Genomic DNA, 17,706 nt, shown 5'->3' on the forward strand with positions numbered 1-17,706 from the left:
TTGAGGACATATATCAAAGGAACCGACCCGATGCATGTTGCAAGCGATCTGGCTGCGGCCGTTGGAAACACCCCGCTGATCCGTCTCAATCAGGCGAGCGAGGCCACTGGTTGTGAAATCCTCGGCAAGGCGGAATTCATGAACCCCGGGCAGTCGGTCAAGGATCGCGCGGCGCTCTTCATCATCAAGGATGCGGTTGAAAAGGGGCTGCTGCGCCCCGGCGGCACGATTGTTGAAGGCACGGCGGGCAACACCGGCATCGGGTTGGCGCTGGTGGGTGCGTCCATGGGGTTCAAGACCGTGATCGTCATCCCCGAAACGCAGAGCCAGGAAAAGAAAGACATGCTGCGGCTGGCCGGTGCAGAACTGGTGCAGGTGCCGGCTGCGCCCTACCGCAACCCTAACAATTTTGTGCGCTATTCCGAACGGCTCGCCGTCGAGATGGCGCGGAATACGAATGAAGGGGTGATCTGGGCCAATCAGTTCGACAATGTCGCCAACCGGCAGGCGCATATCGAAACCACCGGGCCGGAGATCTGGGAGCAGACGGGCGGTAAGGTTGATGGGTTCATCTGTGCAGTGGGCTCGGGTGGCACGCTGGCTGGCGTCTCGGAGGCGCTGAAGCCCAAGGGCGTGAAAATCGGTCTCGCCGATCCGGACGGGGCTTCGCTTTACAACTATTACACCAAGGGCGAGCTGGTGATGTCCGAAGGGTCATCAATCAACGAAGGGATTGGCCAGATCCGCATTACCAAGAACCTGGAAGGCTTCACACCCGATTTCAGCTACAACATCCACGATAGCGAGGCCCTGCCCATCGTCTTTGATCTGCTGCAGCACGAGGGGCTGTGCCTGGGCGGCTCTTCCGGCGTCAATATCGCAGGCGCGATGCGCATGGCGCGCGACATGGGGCCGGGGCATACGATTGTGACCATCCTTTGCGACTATGGCACCCGGTATCAGTCCAAGCTCTTCAATCCCGAGTTCCTGCGTGAAAAAGGGTTGCCTATTCCCGGCTGGCTGGATCAAGCACCTGCCAGCATTCCCGGTGTCTTCGAAGACGTATGAGGGCGCTGACCCACAGCCTTCTGGCGCTGAGCCTCGTGCTCCTGACGCTCTGGGGCGATCCCGGGAGTGCACAGGAACCGGGCAGCGGACCAAACATCGAGGCATGGAACAGCGTCGCCACGCTGGCCGAAGAAGCCATTGAGCGGGATGAAGCCAGCAACGAACGTTTTGAACGTCTACGGGCCGAGATCGCGGAGTATCGGGCAGATTTCACCGCGGGCACCAAGATCAACGGAGAGCGGATTGCGACGCTGCGCACCCAGATCGAGGCGCTCGGGCCGGTGCCGGAAAGCGGCTCCGAGCCAGAGGATATCGCGGCGCGGCGCACGCAGTTGGAAACCCAGCTGGAGACCCTGCTGGCGCCGGTACGCGTCTCCGAGGAGGCGTTTCGGCGTGCCGATGGGCTGATCCGGGAGATCGACACGATCATCCGGGAACGGCAGGCGCGGCGGCTGCTGGCCCTGGGTCCATCTCCGCTGAACCCGACGCACTGGCCCACGGCCTTTGAAGACCTTGGGGGCATTCTGCTGGCCATCGGGCAGGAGGTCGAAACCCTCAGTGACCCGGATCGCCGAAAGAAGATGGCGGAAAACCTGCCGCTTGTGCTGTTCCTCATGGCCATCGCGCTGGCGCTGATCATCCGGGGGCGTGCCTGGGCCGGTATGGGGCTGACCTACCTGCGACGCTGGGGCGGGCGCGGCTCCGGTGTCTGGCGATTCCTTGTGTCGCTGTTGCGAATTTTCCTGCCGCTGACGGGGCTGTTGATCCTGACCCATGCGCTGCGTCTGACCGGCCTTGCCGGGACCCGCACCGACCAGATCCTCGAAGCGCTGCCAGCCTTCGGCTTCGTGCTGCTGGGTTTTCGCTGGCTGGCCGAACGGCTGTTTGCCCGTATCCCCGAAGACGCGCTGATCCCGCTGCCGGACACCAAGAGATCGGCGGCGCGGTTCTACATGCTGGTGCTCTCGCTGTTCTTTGTCTCGCGCGCGGTGGTGGAGCTTTTTGTCGGCTTTGATGACGTGGACCCGGCAACCGATGCGGTGCTGGCCTTCCCGATTGTCGTGCTGATCGCGCTAGTGATGGCCCCCGTGGGGCTGATCCTGCGCAGTTTCTACGTGGAAAGCGATCCTGACAGCGAGGAGGTGCCTAGAGGATTGGGGCTCGCACGGGTGGTGCGTGTGGCCGGAACGGCGCTGGTCGTGGTGTCGATCGTCTCGCCGATCATGGCGGCCATCGGATATGCCGAAGCTGGCAATGCACTGCTCTATCCGACGCTGGTCAGCCTGTTGATCCTCGGCTTCGTACTGACGTTGCAACGGTTTTCGGCCGACCTTTACGGCCTGATCACGGGCGATGAGGACAAGGCGCGCGACGCGCTCGTGCCCGTGCTGGTGGGCTTTGCGCTGGTGCTCTGCGCCATTCCGCTCCTCGCCCTAGCCTGGGGCGCGCGGGTGGCAGACCTCACCGAGGTCTGGGCCATCTTCAGCCGCGGCTTTGCCATCGGCGACACCCGCATCTCGCCCGGCGATTTCCTGACCTTCGCGATCATCTTCATCATCGGCTACTCGGTGACCCGGCTGGTGCAGAGCACCCTGCGGGTCAACGTCCTGCCCAAGACCCGGATGGACATCGGCGGGCAAAACGCGATTGTGTCGGGCCTTGGATATGTCGGTATTTTTCTGGCGGCCATTCTGGCCATCACCGGCGCGGGGATTGATCTGTCGTCGCTCGCCATCGTTGCCGGTGCCCTGTCCGTCGGCATCGGGTTTGGCCTGCAGACCATCGTGTCAAATTTCGTCTCGGGCATCATCCTGCTGATCGAACGGCCGATTTCCGAAGGCGACTGGATCGAGGTCGGCGGGCAGATGGGCTATGTGCGCGACATCTCCGTGCGCTCCACCCGGATCGAGACCTTCGACCGCACGGATGTGATCGTGCCCAACGCTGATCTCGTTTCCGGCACCGTCACCAACTTCACCCGTGGCAACAAGGTGGGCCGCTTGATCGTCAACATCGGCGTGGCCTACGGGACGGATACGCGGCGGGTCGAAGGCATCCTGACAGAGATCGCCGAAGCCCAGCCCATGGTGTTGCAGAACCCGCCGCCGATGATCCTTTTCAACAACTTCGGGGCGGATTCGCTGGAGTTTGAAATGCGCATGATCCTGCGGGATGTGAACTGGATTCTGAAGGTCAAGAACGACGTGAACCACGCCATTGCGGAACGGTTCGCCGAAGAGGAGATCGAGGTGCCCTTTGCGCAGCGCGACCTCTGGCTGCGTAATCCCGAGGTGCTCAAGGATACATCGTCATGACCCACATGCTCTTTCGCGAAGACCCTTATCTGCAGGAAGCGCATGCGAAGGTCGTGGCACATACCGACGAAGGCGGCATCGTGCTGGAGCGTACAATTTTTTACCCGACGGGCGGTGGCCAGCCCGGCGACAGCGGACATTTGACATGGTCAGGTGAACGTTTGGAAGTTGCCACCACCGTGAAAGGTGACGGTGACGCTATCGCGTTGGTGCCCGCAGATGCGCAGGCATTGCCGGAGGTGGGGACGGAGGTTGAGCAGGTGCTCGACTGGGAGCGCCGCTACCGTCACATGCGCGTGCATACGGCGCTGCATCTGCTGTCGGTCGCCATTCCTTTTGGCGTCACCGGTGGTGCTATCAGCGCGCAGCACGGGCGGCTGGACTTCGACATGCCCGAGCTGCCCGAGGACAAAGACGCGCTACAGGCACACTTGACCGACATGATCGCGTCGGACGCGCAGGTCAGCGAGAGCTGGATCACCGACGCGGAACTCGACGCGCAGCCGGAACTGGTGAAAACGATGTCGGTGAAACCGCCGCGCGGGGCAGGGCACATTCGCCTGATCCGCATCGGGGATGCGGCCTCTCCGCTCGATTTGCAACCCTGCGGGGGCACACATGTGGCGCGATTGGGTGAGATCGGCGCGATCCGGCTTGGCAAAATGGAGAAAAAGGGCCGCAGGAACCGCCGCATTTACCTGCATCTGGACAGTTAGGACACGGGCGCGCGGAAAGGCGATTTTGGCTCTTGCAATGCGCGGGGCTACCGCGTTACACCGCGCGGACGGAGCGGTGGCCGAGTGGTCGAAGGCGCACGCCTGGAAAGTGTGTAGGCGGGAGACCGTCTCCAGGGTTCGAATCCCTGTCGCTCCGCCACAATTCAACATTCACGGGTCGTTCGTGGTTTCGCTTGATATCGCTTTCTTCACTAAAAGAAGGCGATTATTGAGTAGCTCACATCCATTAGATTGCACTTAATGCCCGATAATGTACTGGCGTTTTAACTGTCAGTTTCCGCCGGAGTCTGGATTGCATATACCATTGCCAAGACCAATCATCTCTGGTTGGAATTATCTCCTACAGATGCGGGTGCTGCGGCGCAGAAGCCGTTTGAGACAGCCCATATAGCCATCGACTTCAAACCAATAACCGAGAGGTTGGGCTTGCCCTTGCCAGGCAGGAGACCATTGATTTTCAGTCGCGTTCATTATCGTGGCTCTCTAACGCCAGCGGTTGAAAATCCGCATCAGCTTATTTGCGAGGAAGCGCGCCAATCTCCAATGGCTTTCAATGTGATGGGCAATGTGGCTGATCTTGCAAATTCAAGTTGTGATGTTGTCGGTTTTTCAAAGCTCTTCACACAATGGATCTATGACTGTGACGGGTTTTGCCGTTTTGAGGCAACCCTGTACGCGAATTTCTGATGCCTCTCCCGCATTCTCGCGGGATGCCGCGCGGCGACCCCCGAAACCGATATGGCCGTCGCATTTATCATCCCGATATCGACTTGGGATGATGGATAGGACTGAGCCTTGATCCGGACAGGCGAGCGTGCAAGTTTCAAAACATGAGTTTGACCACAAAATCCGCCTTTGCCATTGATCTTTGCCAATCCGCGGGCCGGAAAGCCCGGGAGTACTTTGAGAACCGCGACCAGCTAAATGTGGACCAGAAGGGTGCGCAAGACTGGGTCAGCGATGCGGACCGCAATGTCGAAGTGTTCATTCGAGAGCAGATAGCCGCGGGTTGGCCCGAAGATGGTATCTTTGGGGAGGAGCATGGCGACACGGCCGGTCAAAGCGGCTTCGACTGGGTGATTGATCCCATCGATGGCACCACCAATTTCGTCAACGGCATCCCGAACTGGACCGTCGTGTTGGCAGGTGTGTCGGACGGCAAGACACAGGTAGGTGTCATCCAAGATCCGATCACCAACGAGACTTTTTCGGCGGTGCGCGGCGGCGGAGCGATGCTGAATGGCGCGCCGATGCATGTCGCGACGGGCACAGAGCTGGAAAACGGGACCGTGGCCGTTGGCTATTCAAACCGGGTGACTGCGGAAAGCATCGTGCCCGTGGTGGGGGCCCTGATCGCTCAGGGGGCGATGTTCCATCGCAATGGCAGCGGCGCGCTGTCGCTGGCCTATGTGGCTTCGGGGCGGCTACTGGGCTATCTGGAAGAACACATGAACGCGTGGGATTGTCTTGCTGGCCAGTTGATGATTGCGGAGGCGGGGGGTGTCGTTGAGGCACAGAATGCCAACGATATGATCCGCGACGGTGGGCGCGTGATCACTGGGACGCCGGATGTTTTCGATACCCTCAAGGGCATCGCGACCTCAGCCTGGGATGCCTGAAATCCGGGCGGACGAACATGCCATTTTCTGACAGCCGACAGCGCCGGGAAACACGCCGCTACGGCGCCTTCGGTAGCAGGACCGGCCCCTTTTCGGCGAAGCTCATGCGCAGAGTGGTTCCGATCTCGAACGGCGTATCCACGTTGTCCTCCACGGCAAAAACCTGCCCGAAGGCCCCGGTCAGCGTGTATTCCATCCGCACCCCGACATAGGTCGCCTTGTCGACGGTTGCTTCGACACCTGTCGCTCCACCTGTGAGGATGCGGGAAGGGCGGACTGCGAGCGTCGCCGGGCCGGGAGGCAGTCCACGGGCCGGGAGAGTGTGTTGATAGTTTTCGATCTCGATGGTCGCCAGCTCGCCCGCCACCGACACGATCTCGCACGCGATCAGGTTGGCCTCGCCGATGAAATCGGCAACGAAACGGTCATTGGGCGCATCGTAGAGCGCGCGGGGCGTGCCGATCTGGGCAATGGCCGCGTTGCGCATCACGACGATCTCGTCCGAGACGGCCAGCGCCTCTTCCTGATCGTGGGTCACATAAACGACGGTCAACCCGAGGTCTTGCTGGATGGCGCGGATGTCTTCGCGCACCTGACGGCGCAGCTTGGCATCGAGATTGGACAGGGGCTCGTCAAAGAGCAGCACCTGCGGTTCCAGCACCAACGCCCGTGCAACGGCGACGCGCTGCTGCTGGCCGCCCGAAAGCTCGGAGGGCAGGCGGGTATCGAAGCCTTTCAGCCCCACAAGCTCCAGCCCTGTCAGCGCACGATTGCGGGCTTCTTCCTTGGCAAACCCGGAGAACGTCAGACCGTACATGACGTTTTCCAGAACGCTCATATGGGGAAAAAGCGCGTAGGACTGGAAGACCATCGACACGTCCCGATCCGTCGCGGGCAGCCTGGTGACATCCCGATCGCCGATCAGGATGCGCCCGGAACTTGCCATCTCAAGCCCGGCAATCATCCGCAGGGTCGTTGTCTTGCCGCAGCCCGACGGGCCCAGCAATGTGACCAGCCTGCCAGCCTGCACATGCAGGTCGATGTTGTCCACCGCGATGACATCCTTGCCGAAGACCTTGGAGACGCCTTCGAACTGGACGGGCGCGGCCTTGCTGGATATTACGGTGTCGCTCATGACGATCTCCCTGCGCCGAAACTCGTGCGCCGCCCGATCTGGACGCGCCCAACGAGGAATTGCAAAAGCCCGACCGCCGTCAGCATGACGAAGATCAGGGTGGTGGAATAGGCGATGGCCAGACCGTAGTCGTTATTCTCGACCCGCCCGATGATGTAGCTGGTGGCCATGTCGTACTCCGCCGAGACCAGAAAGATCACCGCCGAGATGGCCGTCATCGCGCGGACAAAGCTGTAGACCAGTGCAGCAAGGATCGCGGGGCGCAGCAGCGGCAGGATCACCCGGCGGAAGGTCTGCCAGGAATTCGCGCCCAGGGTCAGGGAGGATTCGTCCAGTGACTTGTCGAGCTGGCTCATGCTGGCGATGCCTGCGCGCACGCCCACCGGCATGTTGCGGAAGATGAAGCTGATCACCAGGATGATGCCCGTGCCAGTGATCTCGATGGGGGGGACGTTGAAGGCGAGGATGTAGCTGACGCCGATCACGGTACCGGGGATCGCAAAGCTGAGCATGGTGCCGAATTCGAACGCGTTCTTGCCGGCGAAGCTCTGACGGGTCAGCAGGTAGGCGGTGACCAGCCCGACGGCGGCCGTCAGCGGGGCGGCGATGGCGGCGATGGTGATCGTGGTCCAGAAACTGTCCCAGGCGGCCCCGGTCCAGCGAATGCCCTCTGCTTCGAACCGCACCGAAAACGCGGTTACGTAGTGTTTGAAGGTCAGCGAATTGTTGACGCCCCAAAGCTCTACCACGCTGCCGTAGATGATCATCGCGTAGACCACCGCCGTGAAGAGCGCCCAGCCGAGGGCAACCCCCATCACCGGGATCGCCAGACCGTTGGGCATCAAGGGGTGCACCCCGGCATCGCCCTTGCCCGACACGGTGGTATAGCTCTTTTTGCCCAGCCAGACGCGCTGCGCATAAAAGGCGGAGAGGGTGAAGAAGAGCAGCACCATGGCCAGCACCGCCGCACGCCCCTGATCGTATTGCGCGCCGACAATGGCAAAGAAAATCTCGGTTGAGAGCACGTCGAAATTGCCCCCCAGTACCAGCGGGTTGCCGAAATCGGCCATGCTTTCGATGAACCCCAACAAAAACGCATTGGCCAGACCGGGCCGCATCAGCGGCAGGGAGACGGTGCGGAAGGTCTGCCAGCGGTTGGCGCGCAGGGTCTGGGCGGCTTCTTCCATGGAGGGGGAGACGCCTTCGACCACGCCGATCAGCACCAGAAAGGCAATGGGCGTAAAGGCCAGCGTCTGCGCGATCAGCACGCCCGGCATCCCGTAGAGCCAGCGTGTCGGTTGCGTGCCGAAGAGGTCAGCGACAAAAACGGTGATGGTGCCGGAGAGGCCGAAGAGCAGGATCAGTGCCAGCCCGATCACAAAAGGTGGTGTGATGATCGGCAGCACGGTCAGCGCGCGGATGGCGCGTTTGTAGCGAAAGCCCGAGCGGGTCACGACCAGCGCGAAACACAGGCCCAGAACGGTGGTAATGAGCCCCACCAGAATGGCCAGAAACAGAGAGTTCCACGCGGCGCCGCATCTGGCCCCGGCCAGACAGCCCAGACCCCAGAGCCGGTTGTCAAAGAACTTGGCCGCGAAGACCGAGAGCGAATAGGCCCCGTCATCGGTGACGAAGGCCGCAAACAGCATCTTGGCGATGGGAAAGAACACAAAGGCGGTGACAATCGCGATGACCCCGCCGATGGCGCTGACCACAAAGACATCGCCGTTGATGGCGCCGCGCGCCGCGATGCCCTGGGTGAGCAGAAAGAGAAAGGCGGAGGCGGTGATCATACCGCCGTAGCCCATGCCGAACTGCCGGTCTCCGAGATCGCCGAACATGGCTTCGAGCCAGTCGAAATTGAAGCCCCGGATGCCGATGCCGAAGCCCTGCGCGATCAGCCAGCCGAACCCCAACGCGCCTGAGAGGATCAGCATGCGCGCATAGAGCGGGTCTGATTTCGGGCGCCGCAGGGCAAAGAGCGGCAGGGCCAGGGCCGCCACAAGCGGCGCCAGCCAGAGCTTTTCCCCCTGTGCGATCAGAAAGAGGGCAGGGGCGTAGTCCTCGTCAAAGGGATAGCCGTCCACCAGCCATGCAAACGACAGCAAGCCGTCTTCCAGCATGTACCATGGCAGAAGACAGTAGCCGACCCAGCCGGCAATGATCCAGAAGATCAAAACCGGCGGGGCCGCTTTCTTATCCGGGGACTGGGCCAAGGATTACTGCGGCAGGACCGAGACGTCCTCATCCCATTTCTGCAGCAGGCGCTTGCGTTCGTCTGACGAGCCGTACTTCTTGAAGTCATAGTCGATGAGCTTGATCGTGCTCATGTCCGGCGCGCTTTCGGAGGTGTCGGCCCCCTTGTTGGAGGGCACCTGGAAGGCGTTCACCTGCAATGCAAGGTTCTGTGCATCGGTGCTCAGCGCCCAATCATAGAACTTCTTGGCTTCTTCTTCGTTGCGCGCGCCGTCGATGATCGACATCGACCCGATCTCATAGCCGGTGCCTTCGCAGGGCGCCACGACCTTGACCGGAAAGCCCGAGACCGCCTGTTTCACCGCGTCATGCATGAAGACGATGCCGATGGTGTTCTCACCCCGGCCCGCCGCCTTGATCGGCGCTGATCCGGACTTGGTGTATTGGTTCACATTTGCATGCAGGCCCTTCATGAAGTCAAAGCCGTCCTCCTCGCCAAAAATCTGCACCATCGAGGCCAGCGTGGTGTAGGCCGTGCCGGAGGAATTCGGGTTCGCCATCTGGACGTGGCCCTTGTATTCAGGCTTCAGCAGGTCTTTCCAGCAGGCGGGCTCCGGCAGGTTGTTGGCGGCCAGAAGGTCGGTGTTGTACCCGTAGCCGAGTGCCCCGGAGTAGATGCCGATGGTCCGGTTGCCCGCGCTTTCGGCCTGGCTGATCGCCCAGTCGTGCAACTGGTCGCGCATGGGCGAGACATATTCCATCGTCAGACCTTCCTCGGCGGCCTGCAGGTGCGGATCGCCCGTGCCCCCCCACCAGACGTCGCCTTTCGGGTTGGACGATTCCGCGCGGATCTGGGCAAAGGTCTCGCCCGACGACTTGCGCGTCATATTGACATCAATCCCCGTGGCATCCTCGAAGCTGCGCGCCATCAGCTGGCACCAGTCTTCCTGCGCGCTGCAATAAAACGTCAGCTTGTCGGCCTGTGCGGCGGTCATGGAGGCGCTCAGCGCCAGCAGGGACCCTGCCAATGTGGTTGTCACTTTTTTCATGTTACTTCCTCCCTTGGTTCAGTTCGGCCGATTTTCACGGCACCTTTAAGCGCCCCTTCACGAGGCTTCGCTCAATTCTTGCAGGATCGTCATTTGATCCGGTCGTCTGGCCAGGTCTTTCAGAATGTCCGAAAGCTCCTCCTCCTCGACCAGTGTTGCCGCTTTGCGCGGCGAAAACCAATGGCGTTTTCTTTCGTCCCGTTCCTTCCATCGTTTCTTTAGTTTCTCGACAATCATCGGATAGACCGTCACCCGGCAGATGACGAAACGGTCCGCGCCGAGGCGCTTTTTGTAGCGATAGGTGCCAATCGGCTGATGCGAGATGAAGCCGACGGCACCGGCCTCTTCCAGCGCTTCGATTTCAGCCGCGTGCCAGGGTTTCTTACCATCCATCAACCATCCCTTGGGCATCACCCAGCGGCGGGTGTCGCGGGAGGTCACCATGAGCACGCGCAGCTTGCCGGTCTTGTCCCGCCGCAGGGGCAGGGCGGCAATTTGCCGGGCGTCTGATGCGCTCTTGCTCATGCGGACCCCCCTCCGATGCGCGCGGGATGCGCAAGGCGGCTGTCCAACAGATCACCCGTTTCCTGGGCAATCGGGTAGGCGACATAGGATAGCGCCGCGTTGATCTGTTTCAGCAGGCGCAGTGTTTCCTGATGAATGTTCGTGGTGTCGAAACTGGCAGAGGGCCCTTGCTGCAAACGTTTGAGGTGCCGCTCCTGCAGCCGCTGTTCCTCGATGCGGATACGGTCCTTTTCAGCCACCAGTTGCCGCGCCGCCTCGGCGTCGCCGGTGGTCAGCACGCGCAGCGCAAGCTGGCCGTTGGAGACCACCTGATCGTGGAAATCCTGCAAGTCGTCAAAGCCCTCGTCGGAAAAGGCAAGCGCTCCATCCTGCATTTTCTGGGCAAGGGCCACGAGATTGACGGCAATCCGGTCGGCGGCCTCCTCGAGACTGTTGGCCATGGCCACCGTCTCAAGTGTCTTTTTTTCCTCGGTTTCGTTCAGTTCGGTTTCGCGCAGCCGCGATATGTAGATCTTGACCTCGAAATGCATGCGGTCAATGTCGTCTTCGCGACGCTCGATCACGCGGGCAAGATCCGGGTCCCAGGCGCGAAACAGCCGCATGACCGGCACCAGTGTCGCGTGAACCGTTTCCGCCATGCGCAGCAGTTCCCGTTGCGCGCAGGCCAGCGCCAGCGGCGCGTGATCCAGCGCAGCCTGATCCAGGGCGGAGACGCTGTCGCGAACCGTTTGTGGATGCTTGGGCAGGGCCTTTTCAGTCAGCCGTATCAGAGGGCCAACCAGCGGCAGTGCCAGCACGAGCAGCGCGGCATTCAGGCCGATATGCAGTATGACAGCCTGTTGACCGGGAGCAGTGGCCAGAAACTGCATGTCCAGCAGGCCACTGATTAACAGGATAAGAAACAGCGCCGTCACCGCCCCACGTGCCAGCAGATTGCCCAGCACCACCAGCCTTGCGGGGCGTTCACCGCGCCACAGAAGAGCAAAGGGGATGATCGCTCCGCCGAGATTGGCACCGATCACCATGGCCCCTGCGACCGGTCCGGCGATCACCCCTGCCGCTGCGAAGGTGGCATAGGTGAGCACAGCAACCAGACTGGAATGCATGATCCAGGCGAGCAGCGCGCCGATGATATAGGCGCTCAGCAGATCCGCTTCGAAGTAACCGCCGATGGCCCGCACGATGTCGTTTTCTGCAACCGGCGCGGTGGCCGCGCGGATCATGTCCAGCGACATCAGCACCAGCGCCAGACCAAGGATGATCCGCCCGATCTGCTTTGCCTTGCGATTGCTGGCCTTGAGGAAGATCACGACCCCGGCCAGCAGAATAAAGGGAATGACACCCTGCACCGGCATAAACAGCACCTGCGCCATCAGGGCAGACCCGAGGTCGGCACCCAGCAGCAGCGCAAGGGCCGTTTGCGGTGCCAGAATGCCCGACACCGTGAACCCGGCGCCAATCAGGGCGACCGCCGTCGCGCTTTGCATCAGCATGGCGGCAAGAACGCCACCGGATGCAGAGGACGCCGGACTGCCCGACAGGGTTTTCAATCTGCGCTTGAGTTGTGGCAGGAAAGCACGCTCCACGCCGGTTCGGATCAGTCGGACGGACCACAACAAAAGTGCGACTGCTGCTGCCAGGTGAACCGCCAGCGTAATCATGTCGCACCGCGCGTATTTCGGGATTTGTGAGGCAAAATCGGTCCGAGGGTCTCCTACTGCGTTGGTAAGACCTCAATTTTGAGCAGTAGTTTGTGGGATAAGCAACAAAATAATTGCAAAGGAAGCCTAAACACCTCAATCTTGTTTCTTGAAGCGGGGGCGGCAGATGCCGAATGATACCGGCAGAGCAAGGCGGGAACGTGGGTAAACGCGACGGCAAACTGAAAAAATCTGAACGTCGTGCGCAGATCCTGCTGGAACTAAAGCTGCGCCCGCACGTGCGGATCAGCGAGCTTGCACGCCGCTTTAATGCCTCGGCGGAAACCCTGCGCCGCGATCTGGATGCGCTGGCAAAGGATGGCCTCATTCACCGGGCGCATGGCGGTGCGTCGGCGCCGTCGCGCGGGCACTACCCGAGCCTTGATGAGCGCACCGTGGAGCGGATTTCCGAGCGGGAACGCATCGCGCATCTGGCGGCCGCCGCGGTGCATGACGGCGAAACGCTCATGATCGATTCCGGGTCGACCACCATCGAGCTGGCAAAGGCGCTGGCGTATCGCGACGTGTCCTGCACCGTCATCACCAACTCGCTGCCCGTTGCGATGACGCTTGGCCATGGCGCGGCCAATGTGATGATGTGTCCGGGTGAGTACCAGCCATCGGAAAGCGCGGTGATCGGGACCGAGACGCTGGAGTTTCTGCGCCAGTATTCCGTCGACCGCTGCATGATCGGTACATCCGGGTTTTCCGTCGAGGGCGTGTCTGAAACCGTGCATGGCTTTGCGGCGATCAAGCGCGAAATGCTGCGGCGCGCCGGGCTGCGCCAGCTTTTGGTCGGTTCCGACAAATTCGGGCAAAAGGGTCTGGTGCGCGTCGCCGGGCTTGACGGGCTGGACACGGTTTTCGTGGACGCGCGCCCGCAGAAGAAACTGCTAGCAGCACTTGATGCGGCAGGGGTCGATATTCGGGTTGCAGATCGGGCGCCGCTCCGCACACACTCGGACGAAATGAAACCAAGGGAGGAAAATACATGAAACTCAATATCAAGCTGTTGCTGAGCGCATCTGCGATTGCCTTTATGTCAATCGGGTCGACCGCATCCGCACAGGACTGTCCGCGCGGGGACCTGGATGACCGCTTCTGCGATGCCGATGGCGACCTGATCGCGGATATTCCGTCGGATGCCGCCGATCAGCTCGACCCCGATACATTAATCTTTGCCTACACGCCGGTCGAAGATCCCGCCGTCTACAAAGCCGCGTGGTCTGATTTCCTGGAGCATCTCGAAGCGGAAACCGGCAAGGATGTGGTGTTCTTCCCGGTGCAGAACAACGCGGCCCAGATTGAGGCGATGCGGTCCGGCCGCTTGCATATCGCGGGCTTCAACACCGGGTCGAACCCGCTGGCGGTGAACTGCGCGGGCTTCCGGCCCTTTACCATCATGGCCTCCAAAGACGGCAATTTCGGCTACGAGATGGAGATCATCACCTATCCGGGCTCCGGCATCGAGAAGGTCGAGGACATCAAGGGCAAGCAACTGGCTTTCACCTCGCCGACCTCCAACTCCGGCTTCAAGGCACCTTCGGCGATCCTGAAAAGTGATTTCGATCTGCTGCCGGAGCGGGATTTTGAGCCGGTTTACTCTGGCAAACACGACAATTCGATCCTCGGCGTGGCCAACAAGGATTATCTTGCCGCCTCCATCGCCAATTCGGTCAAGTCGCGGATGATCAGCCGGGATGTGATCAGCGAGGATGACGTGATCACCATCTACAAATCACAGACCTTCCCGACCACGGGCTTTGGCACGGTCTACAATCTGGCCCCTGAATTGCAGGAAAAGATCCGTAATGCCTTCTTCAGCTTTGAATGGGAGGGCACCTCGCTGGAGGCGGAGTTCTCCAAGTCGAACGAGGGCCAGTTTCTGGAAATGACCTATCAGGAATTCTGGGACGTGATCCGCAAGATTGATGCGGCCAACGGCGTTTCCTACGCCTGCCAATAAAAATCAACCACAACATCTTGCAGGCCCGCGTGTCCGGGCCTGCAGTCCTTTGTCAGGGGCGGGGCATGCTGCAGCTAAAAAAACTCACAAAAACCTACAAGACCGGTGATCAGGCGCTGAAAGCCATCGATCTTGAGGTGCCGAAAGGCCAGGTGCTGGCGCTAATCGGGCCCTCGGGCGCGGGGAAGTCCACGATGATCCGCTGCATCAACCGGCTGGTGGAACCGTCGAGCGGAGAGGTTCTGCTGGACGGTGTCGATCTGGCGCGTTTGGGGTCAGGTGCCTTGCGCAAGGCCCGGCGCGAAATGGGCATGATCTTTCAGGAATACGCGCTGGTCGAACGGTTGACCGTAATGGAAAACGTGCTGTCCGGACGGCTTGGTTTTGTCGGCTTTTGGCGCTCGTTCCTGCGCAAATACCCGCAGCCGGATGTGGACGAGGCGTTTCGTCTGCTGGACCGCGTGGGGCTCCTGCACATGGCGGACAAACGCGCCGACGAATTGTCGGGCGGTCAGCGTCAGCGCGTGGGCATTTGCCGCGCGCTGATCCAGAACCCGAAACTGTTGCTGGTAGACGAACCCACCGCCTCTCTCGACCCCAAGACCAGTCGCCAGATCATGCGTCTGATCACTGAGCTTTGCCGCGAGCGGGGCTTGGCCGCGATCATCAACATTCACGATGTGGCGCTGGCGCAGATGTTCGTGCCGCGCGTTGTCGGCCTGCGGTTTGGCGAGATCGTCTTTGACGGTCCCCCAACCGGGCTGACATCTGAAAAACTCACGGAAATCTACGGCGAAGAAGACTGGGAAGCGACCATCGAGAAAGTCGATGACAGTGATGACATCGAGGCCGCGGAATGAGTGAGATGCGTCTGGAGGACAAGCTGGGCACGGCCTGGCGCAAACCGCATTTCATCAAGAACCCGACCCTGCGGTTGGGGCTGATCGCGGGGTTCATTGCCTATATGATCGCCGCCGTATTGACCATCGAGGTCGACTGGGGCCGCGTCTATGAGGGTCTGGACCGCGGGGCCGCCTTTGTGCTGGCCTTCACCAGCCCGGATTTCGTGTCGCGGGCCAGCGACATCTGGGAGGGTCTCTTCGAAAGCATCGTGATGACGGTCGCGGCCTCTGTTGTGGGCATCGCGATCTCGATCCCCATCGGTCTGGGGGCCGCGCGCAACATTGCGCCGCTGCCGGTTTACGTCGTGTGCCGCGGTATCGTCGCCATCAGCCGGGCGCTGCAGGAAATCATCGTCGCGATCCTGCTGGTGGCGATCTTTGGTTTCGGGCCCCTGGCCGGTTTCCTGACACTCTCCTTTGCCACCATCGGATTCCTGTCGAAACTGCTGGCAGAGGATATCGAAGCCATGGACCGCGTGCAGGCCGAGGCGATCAAGGCATCGGGCGCGCGCTGGACGCAGTGGATCAACTACGGGGTGCAGCCGCAGGTCATGCCGCGTCTGGTGGGGCTGTCCATGTACCGGATCGATATCAATTTTCGCGAGAGCGCCATTCTGGGCCTTGTCGGGGCCGGGGGGATTGGGGCCACGCTGAACACCGCCTTCGACCGTTATGAATACGACACGGCGGCGGCAATCCTGCTCCTGATTATTGGCATCGTGATGGCGCTCGAATACCTCTCGGGCGTCATCCGGGCGAGGGTGCAATAATGCCGGTGCTTGATCAGAACGGGACGCAGGTCTGGCGTCGTCGCACCGGACGCGAGAGCCTTGCGCGCTGGTTTGGATGGCTGCTCGGGGTCGCGATCTTTGTCTATTGCTGGCAGATCATTTCGGACGCGACCACATGGTTCTTCGTCTGGGATGCGCCGCGCATTGCCAATGACATCTGGACCCGCGCCACCCCGCCGCGGTGGGAATACATCACCCAGTTGGGCCGCCCGATCTGGGACACGCTGAACATCGCCACGCTGGGCACGCTGATCTCGCTGTGTCTGGCCGTGCCGGTCGCCTTCCTGGCAGCGCGGAACACGACCCCCTCGGCGTTGTTCATCCGGCCCATCGCGCTGCTGATCATCGTCTCCACTCGCTCCATCAACTCACTGATCTGGGCGCTTTTGCTGATTGCCATCATCGGCCCGGGCGTCTTTGCGGGCGTTGTTGCCATTGCCATCCGCTCCATCGGGTTCTGCGCCAAGCTGCTCTATGAGGCGATCGAGGAAATCGACCAGACGCAGGTCGAAGCGATCACCGCCACGGGCGCGTCGCGCTGGCAGGTGATGGCCTACGGCATCGTGCCGCAAATCCTGCCCGCCTTTGCCGGCATCGCGGTCTTCCGTTGGGACATCAATATCCGCGAATCCACCGTGCTGGGGCTTGTAGGCGCGGGCGGGATCGGCCTGCAACTCTCGGCCTCTCTGAACGTGCTTGCCTGGCCGCAGGTCAGCCTGATCCTGATCGTGATCCTTTTTGCGGTGGTGATCAGCGAATGGGTGTCGGCCAAAGTCCGCGGCGCAATCATATGAAGACCCTGAGTGCTTCGGAGGCGTTTGATGCCTATGAAGCCGTGCGCGCCCGACTGCCGAAGGCTGCTGAAGTCAGGTCTGCGCCGCGCCGGATTGACACATTGGCAGACATCACGGAGGATTTTGACGTCTTCCTGCTCGACGCTTTTGGGGTGCTGAATATCGGCGAAACGACCATCGCGGGCACACCGGAACGTGTGCGCGATCTGCAGGCCGCCGGTAAGCGCGTGCTGGTGGTCTCCAATGCCGCCAGCGTGCCGCGGGAGGTTCTGCTGCGTAAATACAAGACGCTTGGATATGGCTTTGCGCCGGAGGATCTGGTCACCAGCAGGATGGCGACAATTGCGGGACTGACGGAGATGCCGGACAGGCTTTGGGGCATCATGAGCCTGTCTGCCGCGTCGCTGGAGGATTTTGGTGCCATGCGGTCGGATTTTCTTGGGGATGATCCGGCGCCTTACGACAGGGCAGAGGGGTTTTTGCTGATCGGCAGTGGGGAATGGACCGAAAAGCGGCAAGACCTGCTTGAAGCGGCCCTGACCCGCCATGCCCGTCCCGTGGTGATCGCCAACCCGGATATCATCGCACCGAGGGAGCACGGGTTCACCACGGAGCCGGGATTTTTCGCACACCGTCTGGCCGAAAGAACCGGCGTTGTACCGCGATTTTTCGGAAAACCTTTCGCGGATATTTATGATCTTGCCTTCGCGGCCCTGCCGCCGACGGACCCATCCCGTATCGTCATGGTTGGAGACAGCTTGCACACCGATATCCTTGGCGCGCACACGGCGGGCATCGCATCTGTGCTCATTTCGGATTTCGGATTTTTCGCCAACGAAGAGGTGTCGGCGGCGATCACCCGGTCGGGTATCGTGCCTGATTACATTGCAAGGCGCCCTTAGCCAGCCC

General features: G+C 61.1%; 16 protein-coding genes and 1 tRNA gene. 12 read left to right on the forward strand and 5 right to left on the reverse strand.

Translation table 11 applies throughout. The features are described from left to right. Positions 1-30 precede the first annotated feature (30 nt). The 6 genes from Q1A07_RS16775 (at position 31) to Q1A07_RS16800 (ending at position 5,739) form a co-directional block, all read left to right on the forward strand. Entirely contained in the window at positions 31-1,068 is a 1,038-nt protein-coding gene (locus Q1A07_RS16775) for a cysteine synthase A (RefSeq protein WP_299783176.1), read from the forward strand. Beyond that, positions 1,065-3,383, forward strand: coding sequence for a DUF3772 domain-containing protein (locus tag Q1A07_RS16780; RefSeq protein WP_299783177.1), 2,319 nt, complete (start codon positions 1,065-1,067; stop codon positions 3,381-3,383). Before Q1A07_RS16775 ends, Q1A07_RS16780 begins: the two co-directional genes overlap by 4 nt. After that, positions 3,380-4,099, forward strand: a complete 720-nt coding sequence (locus tag Q1A07_RS16785) for an alanyl-tRNA editing protein (RefSeq protein ID WP_299783178.1) — start codon at positions 3,380-3,382, stop codon at positions 4,097-4,099. Before Q1A07_RS16780 ends, Q1A07_RS16785 begins: the two co-directional genes overlap by 4 nt. A gap of 70 nt (positions 4,100-4,169) precedes the next feature. Then, positions 4,170-4,259 (forward strand) — tRNA-Ser (locus Q1A07_RS16790). A 188-nt stretch (positions 4,260-4,447) separates the two neighbouring features. Continuing rightward, on the forward strand, positions 4,448-4,807 hold the full coding sequence (locus tag Q1A07_RS16795) for a hypothetical protein (protein ID WP_299783179.1): 360 nt from the start codon (positions 4,448-4,450) through the stop codon (positions 4,805-4,807). A gap of 143 nt (positions 4,808-4,950) precedes the next feature. Continuing rightward, entirely contained in the window at positions 4,951-5,739 is a 789-nt protein-coding gene (locus tag Q1A07_RS16800; protein WP_299783180.1) for an inositol monophosphatase family protein, read from the forward strand. A gap of 58 nt (positions 5,740-5,797) precedes the next feature. On the opposite strand, the gene Q1A07_RS16805 is transcribed toward Q1A07_RS16800, so the two are convergent. From Q1A07_RS16805 to Q1A07_RS16825, 5 genes are read right to left on the reverse strand one after another with little or no spacing between them, the layout of a single operon-like run. Beyond that, positions 5,798-6,874, reverse strand: a complete 1,077-nt coding sequence (locus tag Q1A07_RS16805) for an ABC transporter ATP-binding protein (RefSeq protein ID WP_299783181.1) — start codon at positions 6,872-6,874, stop codon at positions 5,798-5,800. After that, on the reverse strand, positions 6,871-9,090 hold the full coding sequence (locus Q1A07_RS16810; protein WP_299783182.1) for an iron ABC transporter permease: 2,220 nt from the start codon (positions 9,088-9,090) through the stop codon (positions 6,871-6,873). Before Q1A07_RS16810 ends, Q1A07_RS16805 begins: the two co-directional genes overlap by 4 nt. A gap of 3 nt (positions 9,091-9,093) precedes the next feature. Beyond that, positions 9,094-10,119, reverse strand: coding sequence for an ABC transporter substrate-binding protein (locus Q1A07_RS16815; RefSeq protein ID WP_299783183.1), 1,026 nt, complete (start codon positions 10,117-10,119; stop codon positions 9,094-9,096). Between the two features lie 57 nt (positions 10,120-10,176). Then, positions 10,177-10,644: an NUDIX hydrolase gene (locus tag Q1A07_RS16820; RefSeq protein WP_299783184.1), complete on the reverse strand. Its 468-nt coding sequence runs from the start codon at positions 10,642-10,644 to the stop codon at positions 10,177-10,179. After that, the gene (locus Q1A07_RS16825; protein WP_299783185.1) at positions 10,641-12,305 is read right to left on the reverse strand and encodes a Na/Pi cotransporter family protein; all 1,665 of its coding nucleotides are present in this window, start codon (positions 12,303-12,305) and stop codon (positions 10,641-10,643) included. The genes Q1A07_RS16820 and Q1A07_RS16825 overlap by 4 nt, the downstream gene beginning before the upstream one ends. Positions 12,306-12,505: 200 nt before the next feature. On the opposite strand from Q1A07_RS16825, the gene Q1A07_RS16830 reads away from it, so the two are divergent. The 6 genes from Q1A07_RS16830 to Q1A07_RS16855 all read left to right on the forward strand — a co-directional run bounded on the left by Q1A07_RS16830 (position 12,506) and on the right by Q1A07_RS16855 (position 17,699). After that, a complete protein-coding gene (locus Q1A07_RS16830) occupies positions 12,506-13,339 on the forward strand; it encodes a DeoR/GlpR family DNA-binding transcription regulator (protein WP_299783186.1) in 834 nt (277 codons plus the stop codon). Next, complete coding sequence (gene phnD / locus Q1A07_RS16835) at positions 13,336-14,310, forward strand: phosphate/phosphite/phosphonate ABC transporter substrate-binding protein (RefSeq protein WP_299783187.1); 975 nt, start codon at positions 13,336-13,338, stop codon at positions 14,308-14,310. Before Q1A07_RS16830 ends, phnD begins: the two co-directional genes overlap by 4 nt. A 65-nt stretch (positions 14,311-14,375) precedes the next feature. Next, positions 14,376-15,170 carry a phosphonate ABC transporter ATP-binding protein gene (gene phnC, locus Q1A07_RS16840; RefSeq protein WP_299783188.1) on the forward strand — a complete coding sequence of 265 codons (795 nt, stop codon included), beginning with the start codon at positions 14,376-14,378 and terminating at the stop codon, positions 15,168-15,170. Beyond that, the gene (gene phnE / locus Q1A07_RS16845; protein ID WP_299783189.1) at positions 15,167-15,982 is read left to right on the forward strand and encodes a phosphonate ABC transporter, permease protein PhnE; all 816 of its coding nucleotides are present in this window, start codon (positions 15,167-15,169) and stop codon (positions 15,980-15,982) included. The genes phnC and phnE (Q1A07_RS16845) overlap by 4 nt, the downstream gene beginning before the upstream one ends. Beyond that, entirely contained in the window at positions 15,982-16,797 is an 816-nt protein-coding gene (phnE, locus tag Q1A07_RS16850) for a phosphonate ABC transporter, permease protein PhnE (RefSeq protein ID WP_299783190.1), read from the forward strand. The genes phnE (Q1A07_RS16845) and phnE (Q1A07_RS16850) overlap by 1 nt, the downstream gene beginning before the upstream one ends. Then, positions 16,794-17,699 (forward strand): HAD hydrolase-like protein, encoded by a 906-nt coding sequence (locus Q1A07_RS16855; protein ID WP_299783191.1) that lies wholly within the window; start codon positions 16,794-16,796, stop codon positions 17,697-17,699. The genes phnE (Q1A07_RS16850) and Q1A07_RS16855 overlap by 4 nt, the downstream gene beginning before the upstream one ends. Positions 17,700-17,706 lie beyond the last annotated feature (7 nt).

Source organism: uncultured Roseobacter sp. (assembly GCF_947492555.1).
Lineage (GTDB): Bacteria > Pseudomonadota > Alphaproteobacteria > Rhodobacterales > Rhodobacteraceae > Roseobacter.